The organism is Nocardioides sp. NBC_00850 (genome assembly GCF_045207335.1).
GTDB lineage: Bacteria > Actinomycetota > Actinomycetes > Propionibacteriales > Nocardioidaceae > Nocardioides.
Map to the genome: position 1 here is coordinate 1,394,480 of NZ_CP108845.1, position 15,960 is coordinate 1,410,439.

General features: G+C 68.4%; 17 protein-coding genes. 11 read left to right on the forward strand and 6 right to left on the reverse strand.

Features of this window, described 5'->3' with window-relative positions:
• The first annotated feature begins 162 nt into the window (after nt 1-162).
• From OH802_RS06835 to OH802_RS06870, 8 genes are all read left to right on the forward strand, one after another.
• Nucleotides 163-387 (forward strand): hypothetical protein, encoded by a 225-nt coding sequence (locus tag OH802_RS06835; protein WP_406026355.1) that lies wholly within the window; start codon nt 163-165, stop codon nt 385-387.
• Between the two features lie 135 nt (nt 388-522).
• Nucleotides 523-972, forward strand: coding sequence for a hypothetical protein (locus OH802_RS06840; RefSeq protein ID WP_406026357.1), 450 nt, complete (start codon nt 523-525; stop codon nt 970-972).
• A gap of 10 nt (nt 973-982) precedes the next feature.
• A complete protein-coding gene (locus OH802_RS06845; RefSeq protein WP_406026359.1) occupies nt 983-1,894 on the forward strand; it encodes a transglutaminase N-terminal domain-containing protein in 912 nt (303 codons plus the stop codon).
• 16 nt (nt 1,895-1,910) lie between these two features.
• Entirely contained in the window at nt 1,911-2,381 is a 471-nt protein-coding gene (locus tag OH802_RS06850) for a hypothetical protein (protein ID WP_355224059.1), read from the forward strand.
• Nucleotides 2,382-2,401: 20 nt separating this feature from the next.
• Complete coding sequence (locus OH802_RS06855) at nt 2,402-3,403, forward strand: putative zinc-binding metallopeptidase (protein ID WP_406026361.1); 1,002 nt, start codon at nt 2,402-2,404, stop codon at nt 3,401-3,403.
• Between the two features lie 55 nt (nt 3,404-3,458).
• The gene (locus OH802_RS06860) at nt 3,459-4,070 is read left to right on the forward strand and encodes a CDP-alcohol phosphatidyltransferase family protein (RefSeq protein WP_406026363.1); all 612 of its coding nucleotides are present in this window, start codon (nt 3,459-3,461) and stop codon (nt 4,068-4,070) included.
• A complete protein-coding gene (locus OH802_RS06865) occupies nt 4,067-4,528 on the forward strand; it encodes a hypothetical protein (RefSeq protein ID WP_406026365.1) in 462 nt (153 codons plus the stop codon). Before OH802_RS06860 ends, OH802_RS06865 begins: the two co-directional genes overlap by 4 nt.
• Nucleotides 4,529-4,566: 38 nt before the next feature.
• Nucleotides 4,567-5,532, forward strand: coding sequence for a glutathione S-transferase family protein (locus OH802_RS06870; protein WP_406026367.1), 966 nt, complete (start codon nt 4,567-4,569; stop codon nt 5,530-5,532).
• 14 nt (nt 5,533-5,546) lie between these two features.
• On the opposite strand, the gene OH802_RS06875 is transcribed toward OH802_RS06870, so the two are convergent.
• Together OH802_RS06875 and OH802_RS06880 are read right to left on the reverse strand one after the other, a co-directional pair.
• Nucleotides 5,547-6,119 carry a hypothetical protein gene (locus OH802_RS06875; protein ID WP_406026369.1) on the reverse strand — a complete coding sequence of 191 codons (573 nt, stop codon included), beginning with the start codon at nt 6,117-6,119 and terminating at the stop codon, nt 5,547-5,549.
• A gap of 70 nt (nt 6,120-6,189) precedes the next feature.
• The gene (locus OH802_RS06880; protein ID WP_406026371.1) at nt 6,190-7,284 is read right to left on the reverse strand and encodes a DUF2855 family protein; all 1,095 of its coding nucleotides are present in this window, start codon (nt 7,282-7,284) and stop codon (nt 6,190-6,192) included.
• A gap of 203 nt (nt 7,285-7,487) precedes the next feature.
• Here OH802_RS06880 and pdhA point away from each other — a divergent pair, with 203 nt between their 5' ends.
• Genes pdhA through OH802_RS06895 form a run of 3 tightly spaced genes read left to right on the forward strand, consistent with a single transcriptional unit; the run spans nt 7,488 to nt 10,878 of the window.
• Nucleotides 7,488-8,624: a pyruvate dehydrogenase (acetyl-transferring) E1 component subunit alpha gene (pdhA, locus tag OH802_RS06885; protein WP_406026373.1), complete on the forward strand. Its 1,137-nt coding sequence runs from the start codon at nt 7,488-7,490 to the stop codon at nt 8,622-8,624.
• On the forward strand, nt 8,621-9,598 hold the full coding sequence (locus OH802_RS06890) for an alpha-ketoacid dehydrogenase subunit beta (protein ID WP_406026375.1): 978 nt from the start codon (nt 8,621-8,623) through the stop codon (nt 9,596-9,598). Before pdhA ends, OH802_RS06890 begins: the two co-directional genes overlap by 4 nt.
• On the forward strand, nt 9,592-10,878 hold the full coding sequence (locus OH802_RS06895) for a dihydrolipoamide acetyltransferase family protein (RefSeq protein ID WP_406026377.1): 1,287 nt from the start codon (nt 9,592-9,594) through the stop codon (nt 10,876-10,878). Before OH802_RS06890 ends, OH802_RS06895 begins: the two co-directional genes overlap by 7 nt.
• Before the next feature lie 87 nt (nt 10,879-10,965).
• Here OH802_RS06895 and OH802_RS06900 read toward each other — a convergent pair whose 3' ends face one another.
• The 4 genes from OH802_RS06900 to OH802_RS06915 form a co-directional block, all read right to left on the reverse strand.
• Complete coding sequence (locus OH802_RS06900; RefSeq protein ID WP_406026379.1) at nt 10,966-12,603, reverse strand: ABC transporter permease; 1,638 nt, start codon at nt 12,601-12,603, stop codon at nt 10,966-10,968.
• Complete coding sequence (locus OH802_RS06905; protein ID WP_406026381.1) at nt 12,600-13,538, reverse strand: ATP-binding cassette domain-containing protein; 939 nt, start codon at nt 13,536-13,538, stop codon at nt 12,600-12,602. Before OH802_RS06905 ends, OH802_RS06900 begins: the two co-directional genes overlap by 4 nt.
• A gap of 55 nt (nt 13,539-13,593) precedes the next feature.
• Nucleotides 13,594-14,262: a TetR family transcriptional regulator gene (locus OH802_RS06910; protein WP_406026383.1), complete on the reverse strand. Its 669-nt coding sequence runs from the start codon at nt 14,260-14,262 to the stop codon at nt 13,594-13,596.
• Between the two features lie 126 nt (nt 14,263-14,388).
• Nucleotides 14,389-15,930, reverse strand: a complete 1,542-nt coding sequence (locus OH802_RS06915; RefSeq protein WP_406026385.1) for a carboxyl transferase domain-containing protein — start codon at nt 15,928-15,930, stop codon at nt 14,389-14,391.
• Between the last annotated feature and the right edge of the window lie 30 nt (nt 15,931-15,960).

Consider the following 15,960-nt stretch of genomic DNA (forward strand, 5'->3'; position numbering starts at 1 on the left):
CAAGCGACCGACGCAGTTTATGGGTGCGGCGCACGATCAGTCGGCAACGAGTCCGCCAACGTGCCTCCTAGGTATGTAAAGGACCGCCTCTGGACCATCCAGACTTCTGGTGATTCCATCGCCATCAGGTGCGGTAACGGTTCGACTTGGGGTGCCGTGCACGTGGAGTTGAAGCACGAGGTGCCCAACTGGCCGGACGCTCTGACGTGCATCAAGAAGACGATCAATCGCGGCACAGAACTGGACGGTGGCAACGGAAAGACCAAATACGTTCATCGTATTCGTGGCGCGACCGTCGTCGTCATTGTCGGGGACAATGGCCTGGTAACCGCGTACCCGAAAGGTACGGGTGTGGTGAGGAAGTGGCGACTTTGCTCGGCGTCGTAGGTTGGCGACATGGCTAGTGCTTCTGATCGCCAGCAGCAGGGATCTTTCCCTTCTCCGCCGCGGGGTCGCCGGGTCGTTTGGACGGGTACGTTTCCTGCTGTCGAAGGTGGCCCGCTGGTGTTGCCAGGGGTTGTCGTGGATGACCTGCCTGACGGTTGGGCCTTGGTGTCGTGGCTCGACAAGGACGGTTGGTACAGCCCTGATGCGGTCTACGAGGTGAAGAATCTTCGAGTGGTCTCAGATGCGGAGTTCGACGACCTCGTCCGGGCTGTCCGCGAAAGTCCTGGCTGGCAGGGGATCACCCACGACATCGTGGACGATTCGGAACCGTCGCCGTACGTCGTCGGTGCCCCGGTCGTGTGGTTAGGGCCGGTGCTCGGGGACAAGGATTGGGACCCGTCCAACAATGCCTGGAGGCTGGCGGTGTTCGGCAGCGCATCTGGGCCGCCGACTCGTGGCCATCGGGGTCGAATCGTCGAGGTCTCGCAGAGCGGGGCACTTCGCGTGCGGTGGATCGACGAGGATGGCGAGTTCGAAGGACGAGGCTTCGTCGACCCCGGCGACGTGGCGGTTGGATCGAGATAGCATCCCGCGAGTGAGATACCGGGTCAGCCACACGACGACCTACTCCTACGACGAGGACGTGACGAACTCGTTCGGGATCGCCAACGTGACCCCGCGGGAACTGCCTCACCAGCATGTCGAGAAGGCGGAGGTTCAGGTCACGCCGGCGCCCGCCGACCAGTCGACCGACGTCGACTTCTACGGCAACACGGTGACGTACTTCCAGGTCCTCGAGCCGCACCAGCTGCTCGAGATCACGGCTGCGTCCGAGGTCGACGTCATCACCCCGATCTATGACGAGACGAGCTTCGACCAGCCGTGGGAGCGGGCGCGGCCGCTGGTGGACCCGACTCTTCCGGGCGCCTGGCGGGCGGCCGACCTGGCGGTGGCCTCGCCGCTCGTGGAGCACACCCAGGAGGCGTACGACTTCGGTGCCGTCTCCTTGACGGAGGGGCGCGGGATCGTGGAGGCGGCGGAGGATCTGATGCACCGGATCCATGCCGGGTTCGACTACGACGACACGGCCACGACCGTCACGTCGACGATCCCGGAGATCTTCGAGGCCGAGGGTGGTGTCTGCCAGGATTTCGCTCACCTGATGTTGGCCTGTTTTCGAGCGCACGGGCTCGCGGCCCGCTATGTTTCCGGCTACCTCGCCACCACCCCTCCGCCGGGGAAGCCGCGGCTCGTCGGAGCCGATGCCTCTCATGCCTGGGTGGAGGTGTGGGTGCCCCACTACGGGGCAGACCTCAGCGGCGCGGGGACGGGCCAGTGGCTCGCCCTCGACCCGACGAACGACACCAGGGCCGACGATCGCTACGTGAGCGTCGCCTGGGGACGTGACTATGCCGATGTGCCTCCGGTGAAGGGGGTCATCTACACCGAAGCCACCACCTCGACCTTGACCGTCTCTGTCGATGTGGCCCCCGACCAGCAGGAGTGAAGTTACGGTGTTGCTCGTGGGACAGCCTCCGCAGCGGGCGAGCATCGTGACCCGCGGCAGCCGCTGGCGTCGCGGAGTACGCATCTCCGGAGTGCTGGTGGTCGCCGCGGCTCTCACCGCGCTCACGCTCTGGCTGCTGGCGCGCGGCTCGACCCCGGCCGAGGTCACCCGCGAGTTCATGGAGACCACCTCGGTCGCCACCCTCTACGAGCTGGCCTCCGACGAGGGCGACGAGCTCCTCGACGGTGGCGGTGCCCGCGCGATGATCGACGCGGCCGAGGGGAAGCGGACCTACGCCGACCCCAATCCGCGCGCGGTGAGACGGACCATGGTCTTCGGCGAGCCAGAGATGGAGGGCAACGCCGCCCAGGTCACCATCAGGGTCTCCTACACCGGCGAGGACGGACCTGTCCCGGACGAGGCGATGGTCGTCGTCCTCGTCCAGGAGGACGGCGAGTGGCGCGTCGAGAGCTGGGGGACGGCCTGAGACGGCCGATGATTGGGGACATGGAAGCGTTCAGCTGCCGGGAGTGCGGCAACCGTCTCTACTTCGAGAACTCGGCGTGCGTCTCGTGCGGCACCCGGCTCGCCTACTCCCGCGAGGAGCGCGCGATCGTCCCGGTCTCACCCGAGGGCAGGTACGTCGACAGCGACGGCTACATCTGGTGGGTCTGCGCCCACACGCTCGAGACGGGATGCACCTGGCTGGCCCGCATCGAAGGCGGGATCTGCTTCGCCTGCGAGCTGACCCGGACCCGGCCCAACGATGCCGCACCCGAGTTCGTCCAGCAGCAGTACTCCCTTGCCGAACAGGCGAAACGTCACCTCGTGGTCGAGCTCGACAACCTCGGTCTGGAGATCCGCACCAAGGTCGAGGACCCTGCCGAGGGGCTCACCTTCGACCTGCTGGCCAGCGACGGCGTCGCGTCCACCCCCGACGTGGTCATCGGACACGACGGCGGCGTGATCACGATCGACCTGGCCGAGTCCGACGACGCCTACCGCGAGCACGTCCGGGCGACGCTCGACGAGCCCTACCGCACCCTGCTCGGCCACTTCCGGCACGAGGTCGGCCACTACTACGAGTGGCAGCTGGTCCGTGGGCCCGAGCTGATGGAGCGCTGCACCGAGGTCTTCGGCGACGAGTCGGTCTCCTATGAGGAGTCGCTCCAGCGCCACTACTCCGAAGGACCGCCCGCGGGCTGGACCGAGAACTACATCTCGACCTACGCGACCATGCATCCCTTCGAGGACTTCGCCGAGACCTGGGCCCACTTCCTCCACATCCGCGACACGCTCGGGTCCGCGGCGGCGTACGGGCTCACCGACCCGGTGCCCGCCGAGATGCCGTTCCGGCAGGTGGTCACCGACATCTGGGTGCCCCTCTCGGCCGCACTGAACGTCATCAACCGATCCATGGGCCACGACGACCTGTATCCCTTCGTCATCCCGCCCGCGGTCCTGGACAAGCTCGACTTCGTGGCCTCGTTGGTGCGCGATCCGCGCTGAGCCGCGCGGCGATATTCCACCGGGCTACGCCCATCGGCACTCTATGCTCCGGACCATGACCGACACCGCTGTCATCACCGACTTCAAGGAGCGCGCACGTCCCGAGTCGGAACGGCTGTGGACGTCGGCGACGGTGATCACGTTCGTACGCACCATCGCGTCGGTGGTGCTGGCGGCGAGCGCCGCGTACCAGGGGAGCCTGAAGCTCCTGGTCATCGCGCTGGTCGTCTACTGGGTCGGTGACAGCCTCGACGGGGCGGTCGCCCGGTGGCGCGACGAGGAGACCCGGATCGGCGGGGTGCTCGACATCTTCTCCGACCGTCTCTGCGCGGCGGCGTTCTACGTCGGGCTGGCGTTCCTGCAGCCGGACCTGTCGCCGGCGATCTTCGTCTACCTCGCCGAGTTCATGGTGATCGACTGCTTCCTCTCGATCTCCTACCTGGCCTGGCCGATCAAGAGCCCGAACTACTTCTACGTCATCGACCGGACGCTGTGGCGGTGGAACTGGTCCCACCCGGGCAAGGCGGTCAACTCGGGGCTCTTCGCGATCCTGCTGCTGGTCACCGGCTGGATGTGGTTGGGTCTGGCGATCGCCACGGCCCTGCTGATCATGAAGTGCGTCTCGCTGGGACGGCTCCTCAGGATCGGCCTGCCCGTGCCTCGATGAAACTTCTGATCGGCACTCTCCTCTTCTGTCTCGGATCCGCGCTCATCCCGGTGATGAACGCCGAGGCGTACCTGTCCGTCGTCGCCCAGAACTCTGACTGGTGGCCAGCGTTGCTCGGGTTCGTCGCCGGGCTCGGCCAGACCGGCGGCAAGGTGGTGTGGTACTACGCCGGTCGCGGATCCACCAAGATCCCCTGGATCAGAAAGAAGCTCGAGTCGCCCAAGTGGCAGAGCACCTATGACCGCTGGTACGCCCGGACCTCAGGTCGCCCGGTTCTGGCCACCGCACTCCTGGCCGCGTCGGGCCTCTCCGGCTTTCCGCCGCTCGCGGTGATGTCGGTGCTCTTCGGCGCGTTGCGGTTCAACCTCCCGATCTTCACGCTCACGGTGCTCATCTCTCGTGCGCTGCGGTTCTGGTTGATCCTGGAGGCGGCGGGTCTCGCATGGACGTACCTCTGATTCGCTTCAGGATTCAACCACAACGTTAGAGTGAGCCCATGCAGGAGCAGGCGACCTACGTACAGCCCGGCAACGAGTTCAACCGGGACATGAACTACATCCCGGACCGGATCACGCGAGACGCGCGGACACCCGAGTTCGGGCCGAGCGACGTGCCGTTGTGGCCGGTCGAGCCGGGGCGCTACCGGCTGGTCGCGGCCGCCGCGTGCCCGTGGGCCAACCGGGCGATCATCGTGCGCAACCTGCTCGGGCTGCAGGACGTCATCTCCCTCGGCCTCGCCGGCCCGACGCACGACGCCCGGTCGTGGACCTTCGACCTCGACCCCGGCGGAGTCGACCCGGTGCTCGGCATCGAGCGGCTGCAGGAGGCCTACTTCAAGCGCTACCCCGACTACCCGCGCGGCATCACGGTGCCGGCGATCGTCGAGGAGGCCTCGGGCAAGGTCGTCACCAACGACTTCCCGTGGATCACCCACGACTTCTTCCACGAGTGGACCGACTTCTTCGCCGACGACGCGCCCGATCTGTGGCCGCGCGCGCTCCGCGAGGAGATGGACGAGGTCAACCGCCGGGTCTTCACCGAGGTCAACAACGGGGTCTACCGGTGTGGCTTCGCCGGCTCCCAGGAGGCGTACGACGCTGCGTACTCACGTCTCTTCGCTGCCCTCGACTGGCTCGAGGAGCGGCTCTCCGGGCGGCGCTACCTGGTCGGCGACCAGCTCACCGAGTCGGACATCCGGCTGTTCACGACGCTGGCCCGCTTCGACGCGGTCTACCACGGCCACTTCAAGTGCAACCGGCAGAAGCTCGTCGAGTTCCCCGCGCTGTGGGCCTACGCGCGCGACCTCTACCAGACCCCCGGGATCGGCGAGACGCTCGACTTCGACCAGATCAAGCAGCACTACTACGTCGTCCACACCGACCTGAACCCGACACAGATCGTCCCCGCCGGCCCCGACCTCTCCGGCTGGGACGAGCCGCACGGGCGCGAGTCGCTCGGCTGAAAGAAGCTTTTCCTTCAGCCGGCGTAGTAGCCGGTGCGCTGCCGCTGCCTTGCGGCGCCGACCGCGCTGAAGTAGGCCGACGACGGCCGCACCCACAGCAGCACCAGGATCGCGACCACCAGCAGCGGGTCGACGACCGCGAGCACGGTGCCGGCGGCCGACGTCGGCAATGCGGCGCCGCCGAGCGCCGCGTTGCCGGCGAGGTTGCCCAGGGTCGACAGGCTCCCGGCGAGGGAGAGCCCGCCGAAGACGGTGCCGGTGACGCGCGCCCAGTTGCGGCCCTTCCCGTTCATGACCGCCATCCAGATCCACAGCCCGAGGGCGATCAGCCCGAAGGCCGCGCCACCGATCTGGATGATCGGGATCATCACGTCAGCCATCTCCCTCGCGTCGAAAATCGAGGGGTCGTACGTCGGCTGCTTCTCCATCTCCGTCACCATCAGCGTCTTCATCTCGGTGGTGTCCGTGGTGAGGAGGAAGACCGTCGAGACGATGCTCAGCAGGCCGCCGAGCCACATCCCGTAGACCGCGTACGTCAACGTCTTGGGCCGTTCGACGGGCTGGTTGTAGCCGTACGGATCGGACATGGTGCGCCTCCGGTGGTCTAGGGGGCGCGACTCTAGCGGCGCCCCACGGTCGCGACCACGGAAATTCCGATCAGCCCGCGTTCGGGAGGAAGACGTGGCCGACAGCGGGGTCCGTCGACCCGTCGTGGAAGCCGGCGATGACGGCGGGGGCGTCCTCGAGACCGGCGTGTTCGAGCAGCTCGATCGATGGCTGCTCCGTTCCACCCACACGCTCGAGGAAGTCACGCTCGTCGCGTCGATAGCGCTGCATGAACGCGCGCGACTGGCCTTCGGCCTTGTAGGCGTCGAGCTGGAGGGCTGCGAAGAAGAAGACCGGAGCGGGTCCCACGAGGCTGTCGTCGTCCTCGGGGAAGCCGTCGGCTTGGGTCGACCCGATGAGGCAGTCGAAGGCGAGTTGGTCACCGAAGTGCTCGTGAACCCGCCGGCGCAGGTCACCGTCGCCTGACAGGTCGACGTAGACGGTCCTTTTGGTCCGGTCGATGGCCGTCAGGTCGGCGTACTCATGCGCCGCGGTGTAGTGGCCGAGGCCCTTCACGAACTCGATGTTGCGGGCGGAGGTGAGCGCGATCCTCTGGGCCGGTGAGTCGGCGAGGCAGTAGGCGGTGCCGTACGCCGTCTTGCTCGAGGCGCTCGAGATCACGAACTGCTCGGCGTCGAAGAAGTCGCGGTCACGGAGGTAGTCGGCGGCGGTGTAGGAGGTGATGAACAGGGCACGGAAGATGGCGGTGAGGCTGTCCAGCCGTGGATCGGATTCCCTGGGTTCGAACTCGTAGAGGTTGTAGACCTGAGGCGTCCCGGTGCGGTGTCCGGCGCCGTCGACGAAGCTGCGGGAGGTGACCGATGTCGGTCGCATCGTCAGATGGGTCGCGATGGGGAAGTAGCCGAAGATCCGCGTCCCCACGGGGAGGTCGGATGCCCTCGACTCGACGATCTCCGCGTGCCCCCACGCCGGCATGCAGCCGTACCCGGGCTGTTCGGCCGGGAACAGATTCCAATAGCCCAGAGCGTCGCCGTAGACCGCGTAGGTCATGTTGTTCGTCGTCAGAGCGAAGCGTTCGATCCGTGCCAGCACCTCACCCTCGTCGAGCTGCGGTGCCGGGAGGTCCACCAGGTCAGCCACTCCAAGGTCGCTCTTGAGCGACTCCACTCGGGCAAATCGAGTCATCGGTTCCTCATCTCCTGGGCAGGGGCGCCATCGCGTCCCGTAGAACTTACTAAGCGCTTGCTTAGTTGTCTACGTTCATGTCACTCGGGCCCCTTCTCTTCCCGAGGCCGGGTACCGTTTGGCTATGCCGATGTGCCACGGATCACAAGCCCGTGATCGGCGTAGCCAGCGGTGGCAACCCCACCCCGTGTGAAGGAAGCGTGATGACTGAATTTCTGGATCCGAGTCCCAGCCACACCGACATGGTGCAGCTGCTGAACCCCGAGGGAGAACGGGTCTCGCACCCCGACTTCGAGTTCTCACCCGACCGACCTGAGGACGAGGCCGTACGCGGCTTCTACCGCGACATGGTGCTGACCCGTCGCCTCGACGTCGAGGCCACCGCGCTGCAGCGTCACGGCGAGCTGGGCCTGTGGGCACAGCTGCTGGGCCAGGAGGCGGCGCAGATCGGCGCGGCCCGCGCCCTCGCGCCCCAGGACTTCGTCTTCCCGACCTACCGTGAGCACGGCGTGGCCTGGTGTCGCGACGTCGACCCGATGCAGCTGCTCGGACTATTCCGGGGCACCGACCAGGGTGGCTGGGACCCCGCCGAGCACAACTTCGGGCTCTACACGATCGTCATCGGCGCCCAGACGCTGCACGCGACCGGCTACGCGATGGGTGTCCAGATGGACGGCCTCGTCGGCACCGGCGACCCGACCCGCGACACCGCCGTCGTGGCCCACTTCGGCGACGGCGCCTCCTCGCAGGGCGACGTCAACGAGGCGATGGTCTTCGCCGCCTCCTACAACGCCCCGGTCGTCTTCTTCTGCCAGAACAACCAGTGGGCCATCTCCGAGCCGGTCGAGCAGATGGTCAAGGTGCCGCTCTACAAGCGCGCCCAGGGCTTCGGCTTCCCCGGCATCCGCGTGGACGGCAACGACGTGCTGGCGACGTACGAGGTGATGAAGTCGGCGCTCAAGCGGGCCCGTGAGGGTGGTGGGCCGACCATGATCGAGGCCTACACCTACCGGATGGGTGCCCACACGACCACCGACGACCCGACCCGCTACCGGGTCTCCGACGAGGTCGAGGCGTGGAAGCTCAAGGACCCGATCGCCCGGGTCGAGGCGTATCTGCGCCGCGGCGGTGGCGCCTCGACCTCCTTCTTCGCCAAGGTGGAGGCCGAGGCCGAGGAGTTCGGCGAGCGCCTGCGCGCCGGGATCCACTCCCTGCCCGAACCCGATCCCGTACGCCTCTTCGACAACGTCTACACCGAGCTGCCCGACGAGCTGCGTGAGCAGCGCGACGGCTACGCGGCGTACCTCGCGTCCTTCGAGCACGAGGGGGCTTCCCGATGACGAAAATGACTCTGGCGAAGGCCCTCAACGCCGGCCTCCGACGGGCGATGGAGGACGACGACAAGGTCGTCCTGATGGGTGAGGACATCGGCCGGCTCGGTGGTGTCTTCCGGATCACCGACGGGCTGCAGAAGGACTTCGGCGAGGCGCGGGTCATCGACACGCCGCTGGCGGAGTCGGGGATCGTCGGCACGGCGGTCGGGCTCGCGCTGCGGGGCTACCGGCCGGTGGTGGAGATCCAGTTCGACGGGTTCGTCTACCCGGCCTACGACCAGATCGTGTCGCAGGTGGCCAAGTTCCACTACCGCTCCGGCGGCCGGGTCGCGATGCCGATGGTCATCCGGATCCCGTTCGGCGGCGGCATCGGCGCGGTGGAGCACCACAGCGAGTCGCCGGAGGCGCAGTTCGCGCACACCCCTGGCCTCAAGGTGGTGGCCTGCTCGGACCCGGTCGACGCCTACTGGATGATCCAGCAGGCGATCTCCCATCCGGACCCGGTGATCTTCCTGGAGCCGAAGCGGCTCTACCACTCGACCAAGGCCGACGTCGACGTCGACGCGACCCCTGGTCCGCTGTTCGCCTCGCGGGTGACGCGCACCGGCACCGACCTGACGATGCTCGCCTACGGGCCCACCGTGAAGACCGCGCTGACCGCCGCCGAGGCGGCCGCGGGGGAGGGCAAGTCGGTCGAGGTGATCGATCTGCGCACGCTCTCGCCCCTGGACATGGCGCCGGTCTACGAGTCGGTGCGGCGTACCGGCCGTGCCGTCGTCGTCCACGAGGCCCACGTCAACCTCGGCCTCGGCGCCGAGCTCGCCGCCCGGATCACCGAGACCTGCTTCCACTCCCTGGAGGCGCCGGTCCTGCGCGTGGGCGGCTTCGACACGCCCTACCCGCCGGCCCGGGCGGAGGAGTACTTCCTCCCCGACCTCGACCGAGTCCTCGATGCCGTCGACAGGAGCCTGGCATGGTGACCTCCAACGAGTTCCGCCTTCCGGACGTGGGCGAGGGCCTCACCGAGGCCGAGATCGTCGAGTGGCACGTCGCGGTCGGCGACGTCATCAAGGTCAACGACCCCGTCTGCGACATCGAGACCGCCAAGTCCGTCGTCGAGCTCCCGAGCCCCTACGCCGGGGTAGTCCAGGAGCTCCTGGTCGAGGTCGGCACCGAGGTCCAGGTCGGCACCCCGATCATCCGCATCGGCGACGCCCCCGCCGAGACGTCAGTTTCTGAGCCCGAGACGTCAGTTCCTGAAGCCGAAGCGTCAGTTCCGGAGCACGAGGAGGCAGAGAAGCCACTGACGCTGGTCGGCTACGGCTCAAAGGAAGACGCAGTCGTACGCCGCAACCGCACCGTCTCCGCGCCAGCAGCCGCCACGGGAACCGGCGTACTCGCCAAGCCGACCGCCCGGAAGCTCGCGCGCGACCTGGGTGTGGACCTGGCGACCGTCGCCCCGGAGCGGGACGACGGCGTGATCACCACCGCCGACTTGGAAAATCTGACGGCTGCGCCGGCGCCTTCGACCGAGTCGACAGCGCCGGTCGGTGGTGAGCGTCGTGAGCCGATCAAGGGCCTGCGCAAGCAGATGGGCCAGGCGATGGTCGACTCGGCGTTCACGCTGCCGCACGTGACCATCTGGACGACGATCGACGTGACACGTACCTCCGAGCTGGTCGCCACCCTCAAGGCAAACCGAGACTTCGCCGAGGTCCGCGTGGGCCCCCTGCTGATCGTGGCCAAGGCGACGCTGCTGGCGATGCGACGTACGCCGATCGTCAACTCGTGGTGGGACGAGGCCGCCCAGGAGATCGTCTTCAAGGAGTACGTCAACCTCGGCATCGCTGCGGCCACCCCGAGGGGTCTCCAGGTGCCGAACGTGAAGGGCGCCGACCGGATGTCCCTGGTCGAGCTCGGCACCGCGATCAACGAGCTCACCGCCACCGCTCGCACCGGCAAGACTCCGCCGGCCGACCAGACCGGCGGGACGTTCACGATCACCAACATCGGTCCGTTCGGCATCGACGGCGGCGCCCCGATCATCAACCCGGGCGAGTCCGCGATCCTCTCCGTCGGCGCGATCAAGCGTCAGCCGTGGGTCGTCGGCACCGGTGACGAGGAGCGCATCGAGCCCCGCGACGTCTGCACCCTCGCGCTCAGCTTCGACCACCGCCACATCGACGGCGAGGCCGGTTCCCGCTTCCTCGCCGACGTGGCCAGGATCGTCGAAGATCCGAGCACGGCCCTCCTGTTCTGATCCCGCCGAGACGTCAGCAACGCCGGTCGAGTGGGCACCTAGGTGCCCACTCGACCGGCGTATGTGACGCCTCGGCCCCGGCCTGGGTCAGGCGGGGATGTTTCTGCGGCGGAAGCCGACGAAGGCGACCAGCAGCAGCACGAGCGCGACGGCGCTGAGGCCGATCATGTGCGAGGCCTCGATGGGCTCCTGCGGGTAGCGGCCGACCCACCAGAAGGGGGAGATGCCGGCGACCGAGTCCGGGAGGTCGAACAGCGGACCGAACATCCCGGTGATGCACGTGAACGCGAAGAGCGCCCAGATGACCGGCGTGATCTTCGGGACCCAGGCGTACAGCGCCGCGGTGAGGGTCATGAAGACCGCGATGGCCGGCAGGAACGCCGCGCCGCCCTTCAGGAAGGTCCCGAGCTCGACCTCACCGTTGACCAGCGCGCCTGCCCACAGCGCGAGGGCACCCGAGATCATGGTCAGGACGAACGCGCCGACCGCCACGACCGCGAGGTGTGAGCCGAACCAGCGACCGCGTGAGACCGGCTTGGCGAGCGTGATCTCGAGGCGGCCTTCGGTCTCCTCCGTCTTGGCCCGCAGGGTGGTGGCGATCGCGTACCCGGCGGCGGCCAGTGCCGCGTACAGGATCATGATCGCCAGGAACCCGGTGAGCGGGTCGTCGCCGAACATCTCGGTCCCGCCGGGCACGTCCTTCATCATCTCCTCGACACCCTCGCCGAGGTAGGTGCCGGTCGCCCCGAACATCACGAACGTGCCGAGAAACCACCAGAACAGGGCCGTACGCTGCTGGCGCCACGCCATCGCGATCGGGGACGAGAGCGTCCCGGTCGCCTCGGCCCGGCCGGAGCCGCCGGCGAGCAGCGCGCCGTCGAAGTCGCGCTTCGAGGCCAGGAATGCCCCGAGGGCGAGGAGCACCAGGACGGCCACAACGCTCAGCGCCAACGGCCACCAGCGCAGGTCGACGTACGCCCTCATCTGCTGTGTCCACGCGATCGGCGAGAGCCACGAGAGCCAGGTGCCGTGCTCGCCGGGCTCGGCCTGCAGGTCGCCGATGCCGCGCACCAGCACCGCGACGCCGAGCACCGCGAGCGCGAGGCCGGTCGCGCCGCGCCCGTGGGTGGTCAGCTGCGAGGTGACCAGCGCGACGGCGGCGAAGACCAGGCCGCTGACGGCGATCGACGTAGACAGGGCGAAGGTGTCCTCGACCGCCAGGCCGCCAGCGGAGATCAGCAGCGCGCTTCCGAGGACCGCGAAGACGACGTTGGCGATGACCACCGTCAGGAGCGAGGCGGCGACCGCCGCGTGCCGGCCGACCACGCGGGAACGGACCAGCTCTGCCCGCCCGCTCTCCTCCTCGGCGCGGGTGTTGCGGACGACCTCGAACATGTTCATGACCCCGAGCAGAGCGATCATCCACAGGGTCATCTCGTTGGCGAACATGGCGCCGATCGTGTAGTCGTCGAGCCCGTAGTTGGGCCCGCCGAGGAACACCGACGCGGGCTGCTGCATCAGGTCGGCGCGTACCTGCCGGTCTTCGGCTGTCGGGTAGACGGCGCTGAGCGCGGTGACGAAGTAGGCGTACAACGCGAGCAGCGAGACGGTCCAGACGGTCAGTCGCACCCGGTCGCGCCGCAGCATGAACCGGGTCAGGTGCCAGGTGCCGGCGAATGAGGTCAGTGGCGTACGCCGGGGGAGGGCCGGTGCGAGCGTGCTCATCGCGCCTGCTCCGTCTCGATGACGTCGCCGTAGTGCCGCATGAAGAGCTCCTCGAGCGACGGCGGCGTGATGGTCAGGCCGCGTACGTCTAGCTCGGTGAGCGTCTTGAGTACGTCGCCGACGGCGTGGTTGTCCACGTCGAAGGCGACCCGGGTCCCGGCGCCGTTCTGGCTGGTCACCAGGTCGTTGACGGCCTGCAGCCCGCTCAGCGCCGACGGGTCGCCGCCGACGGTGGCGACGACGGAGGAACGGGTCAGGTGGCGCAGCTCGTCGAGCGTGCCGGACTCGACGGCGACCCCGGAACGGATGATCGTGACGGTGTCGCAGACCTTCTCGACCTCGCTGAGGATGTGGCTGGAGAGCAGCACCGAGGAGCCCGCGGCCTTGGCCTCCCGGGCGTACTCGGTGAAGACGGCCTCCATCAACGGGTCGAGACCGGAGGTCGGCTCGTCGAAGATGTACAGGTCGGACTCGTCGAGGAACGCCGCAACCAGGGCGACCTTCTGGCGGTTGCCCTTGGAGTAGGTACGCGCCTTCTTGGTCGGGTCGAGCTGGAACCGCTCCAGCAGGTCGGCCCGACGTGCCTTGCGCTTGGCCCTGTCGCCGCCCGGCTTGAGACGGGTGAGGTAGTCGATGCACTCGCCACCGGTGAGGTTGGGCCACAGCGACACGTCGCCGGGGACGTACGAGATCCGCTTGTGCAGCTCGACCGCGTCGCTCCAGACGTCACCGCCGAACAGCTTTGCGGTGCCGGCGTCGGCGCGCAGCAGCCCGAGCAGGACTTTGATGGTGGTGGACTTGCCGGCGCCGTTGGGGCCGAGGAAGCCGGCCACCTGGCCGTGCTGGACGGTCAGGTCGAGGCCGTCGAGGGCCTTGAAGGAACCGAAGGACTTGTGCAGGCCCGCGATCTCGACCGCGGGAATGTTGTCGGACATGGGAACTCGCTTCCGCGTTGGGAGGATAGGAGGACGTACGCCGACGCGCCTGGCGTCATTCAGACGGGGGCTCCGTGGCGGCGTCCTGCGGCGGGTCCGGTACGTAGAGCAGGTATTCGTCGAGCATCCGGCGGGTGGTGAAGACGCCCTGGGTGTAGAGCTCGATCATCGGCAGGTAGCTCGTGGACAGGAAGCCACGCACCATGCCGCTGATGTCGCTCGGGTCCTCGGGCGGGTTGAGAGTGAGCTCGAGCATGAGCGTGCCGAGGGCGGAGAGGACCAGATAACGGGCCCTGGCTGTCTCGTCGCGGCTGGGTTTGATCAGCCCGGCCTCGATGCCGTGCTTGGTGTAGCCGACCGCGTCCTCGACCATCTGCTCGATGAAGGTGCGGCCGACCGGCCCGCCGTCCTGCAGCGAGCGGAGGACGTAGCCGAGCATCGGTGCGTACTCGTCCGCGGCGGCGAACCTGTGCAGGATGCCCTGGCCCGAGGCCAGCTCGTCGATCGTCTCGTTCTTCGCCGCGCGGATCTCGGCGAGAACCCGCTCGTCACACTCCGCGTGGAGCTCGTCCTTGGAGCCGAAGTGGTGGATCACCAGGGCCGGGCTGACCCCGGCGTCGGTCGCGATCGAGCGGACCGAGGCACCGAAACCGTCACGCGCGAACCGCACCACCGCCGCGTCGCGGATTCGCTCGCGGGTGGTCGGGTCAGGGGCTGAACGCATGTTCAATGCTAAACACGTGTTCAGTCGGAGCGCAAGGGGTAACACGGTGTCCGCTCGGGTAAGAGCGTGCTGCAACCCGCTGCTACCCGAGCGGACACCGTGTTACCCCGCGTGCGCGGCGCCGCCTCAGCCCGCGTAGCGAGCGGCCCGGGCCGTCGGCTCGCTCGGCCCGGAGGCGAGCAGCGCGAGCAGTTCGTCCTCGAGGACCTCTCCGACCCGGCGGCAGAACGTCTCCGGTTCGTCGGCGGCGTCGGGGGACTCCGCGACGATCCGGTCGACCACGCCGATCTGCTGGAGGTCGACGGCGAGGACGCGCTGGGCCTCGGCCATCTCGGCGGCGTGGTCGGAGTCGCCGTACACGATCGCGCTCGCGCCCTCCGGCGGGAGCGGGGAGAGCCAGGCGTGCTGGGCGGCGACCACCCGGTCGGCGGGGAGGAACGCGAGCGCGCCACCGCCGTTGCCCTCGCCCAGCATCAGGCTCAGCGTGGGGGTCTCGACGTTGACGAGCGTGCCCAACGTACGTGCGATCTCGCCGGCGATGCCGCCGTTCTCCGCCTCCGCCGACAGCGCGGCGCCGGGGGTGTCGATGACGGTGACGACGGGGAGCCCGAGCCCAGCGGCGAGCTTCATCCCGCGCTGTGCCTCGCGCAGTCCCTCCGGTCCGAGCGGCTGGTGTGCCTGCTCGCGTCGATCCTGGGCCAGCACCAGGCACGGCGCCGAACCGAACCGCGCCAGCGCGATGATCAGGCCCGGGTCACGCTCGCCCTGCCCGGTGCCGTTGAGCGGTACGACGTCCGAGGCCGCGATCCGAAGCAGCGCCCGTGCACCCGGCCGGTCCGCGCGTCGGGACCGCGTGATCGCATCCCAGGTGTCGACCGCCGAGAAGTCGGCCCCGTCGGCCGAAGCGTCGCCGGCTGACCTCTCGGCCGACGCGAGCGACGTCTCGGCCGACGTGGGTGACTTCTCGGGCCGGAGGTCGAGGATGGTGAGGACACGGTCGACGAGTCCGGCGAGCTCGTCGGGAGGTACGACGCCGTCGACGAGGCCGTGAGCGAAGAGGTTCTCCGCGACCTGGACGCCGGAGGGGAAGGGGCGGCCGTTGAGCACCTCATAGACCTTCGGGCCGAGGAACCCGAGGAGTGCCGCGGGCTCGGCGACGGTGACGTGTCCCAGGGATCCCCACGAGGCCATCACGCCGCCGGTGGTGGGGTGGCGCAGGTAGACGAGGTAGGGGAGACCGGCGGCCTTGTGGCGGGTGACCGCCTCGGCGATACGCACCATCTGCACGAACGCCGGCGTACCCTCCTGCATCCGGGTCCCGCCCGAGGCCGGGCCGGCCAGCAGGGGCAGCCCCTCGCGGGTCGCCCGCTCCACGGCCGCGATCAGCCGCTCGGCCGACGCGCGTCCGATCGACCCGGCCAGGAACCGGAACTCGGAGAGCACCACGGCCACCCGGCGCCCGGCGATCCGGGCCTCGCCGGTGACCACCGACTCGTCGGTCCCGGACCGCTCCCGAGCGCGCACCAGGTCGGCGGCGTACGCCTCGGGGACCTCGCCGGCTTGATTGCCTCGGGCTCCGCTTCGGCCGTGGACGGGCGGGGTGTCCCAGGACGTCCAGGTGCCGGGGTCGAGGACGAGGTCGATCAGCTCAGCGGAGGTCAGGCCCATGGATCGGACGATACCCAGGAATTGGCTCAG

Coding starts and splice junctions, on each gene's coding strand:
- OH802_RS06895 (WP_406026377.1), top strand. CDS start 9,592: ATGGTGACCTCCAACGAGTTCCGCCTTCCGGACGTGGGCGAGGGCCTC.
- OH802_RS06880 (WP_406026371.1), bottom strand. CDS start 7,284: ATGACTCGATTTGCCCGAGTGGAGTCGCTCAAGAGCGACCTTGGAGTG.
- OH802_RS06860 (WP_406026363.1), top strand. CDS start 3,459: ATGACCGACACCGCTGTCATCACCGACTTCAAGGAGCGCGCACGTCCC.
- OH802_RS06905 (WP_406026381.1), bottom strand. CDS start 13,538: ATGTCCGACAACATTCCCGCGGTCGAGATCGCGGGCCTGCACAAGTCC.
- OH802_RS06875 (WP_406026369.1), bottom strand. CDS start 6,119: ATGTCCGATCCGTACGGCTACAACCAGCCCGTCGAACGGCCCAAGACG.
- OH802_RS06855 (WP_406026361.1), top strand. CDS start 2,402: ATGGAAGCGTTCAGCTGCCGGGAGTGCGGCAACCGTCTCTACTTCGAG.
- pdhA (WP_406026373.1), top strand. CDS start 7,488: ATGACTGAATTTCTGGATCCGAGTCCCAGCCACACCGACATGGTGCAG.
- OH802_RS06910 (WP_406026383.1), bottom strand. CDS start 14,262: ATGCGTTCAGCCCCTGACCCGACCACCCGCGAGCGAATCCGCGACGCG.
- OH802_RS06915 (WP_406026385.1), bottom strand. CDS start 15,930: ATGGGCCTGACCTCCGCTGAGCTGATCGACCTCGTCCTCGACCCCGGC.
- OH802_RS06900 (WP_406026379.1), bottom strand. CDS start 12,603: ATGAGCACGCTCGCACCGGCCCTCCCCCGGCGTACGCCACTGACCTCA.
- OH802_RS06865 (WP_406026365.1), top strand. CDS start 4,067: ATGAAACTTCTGATCGGCACTCTCCTCTTCTGTCTCGGATCCGCGCTC.
- OH802_RS06870 (WP_406026367.1), top strand. CDS start 4,567: ATGCAGGAGCAGGCGACCTACGTACAGCCCGGCAACGAGTTCAACCGG.
- OH802_RS06890 (WP_406026375.1), top strand. CDS start 8,621: ATGACGAAAATGACTCTGGCGAAGGCCCTCAACGCCGGCCTCCGACGG.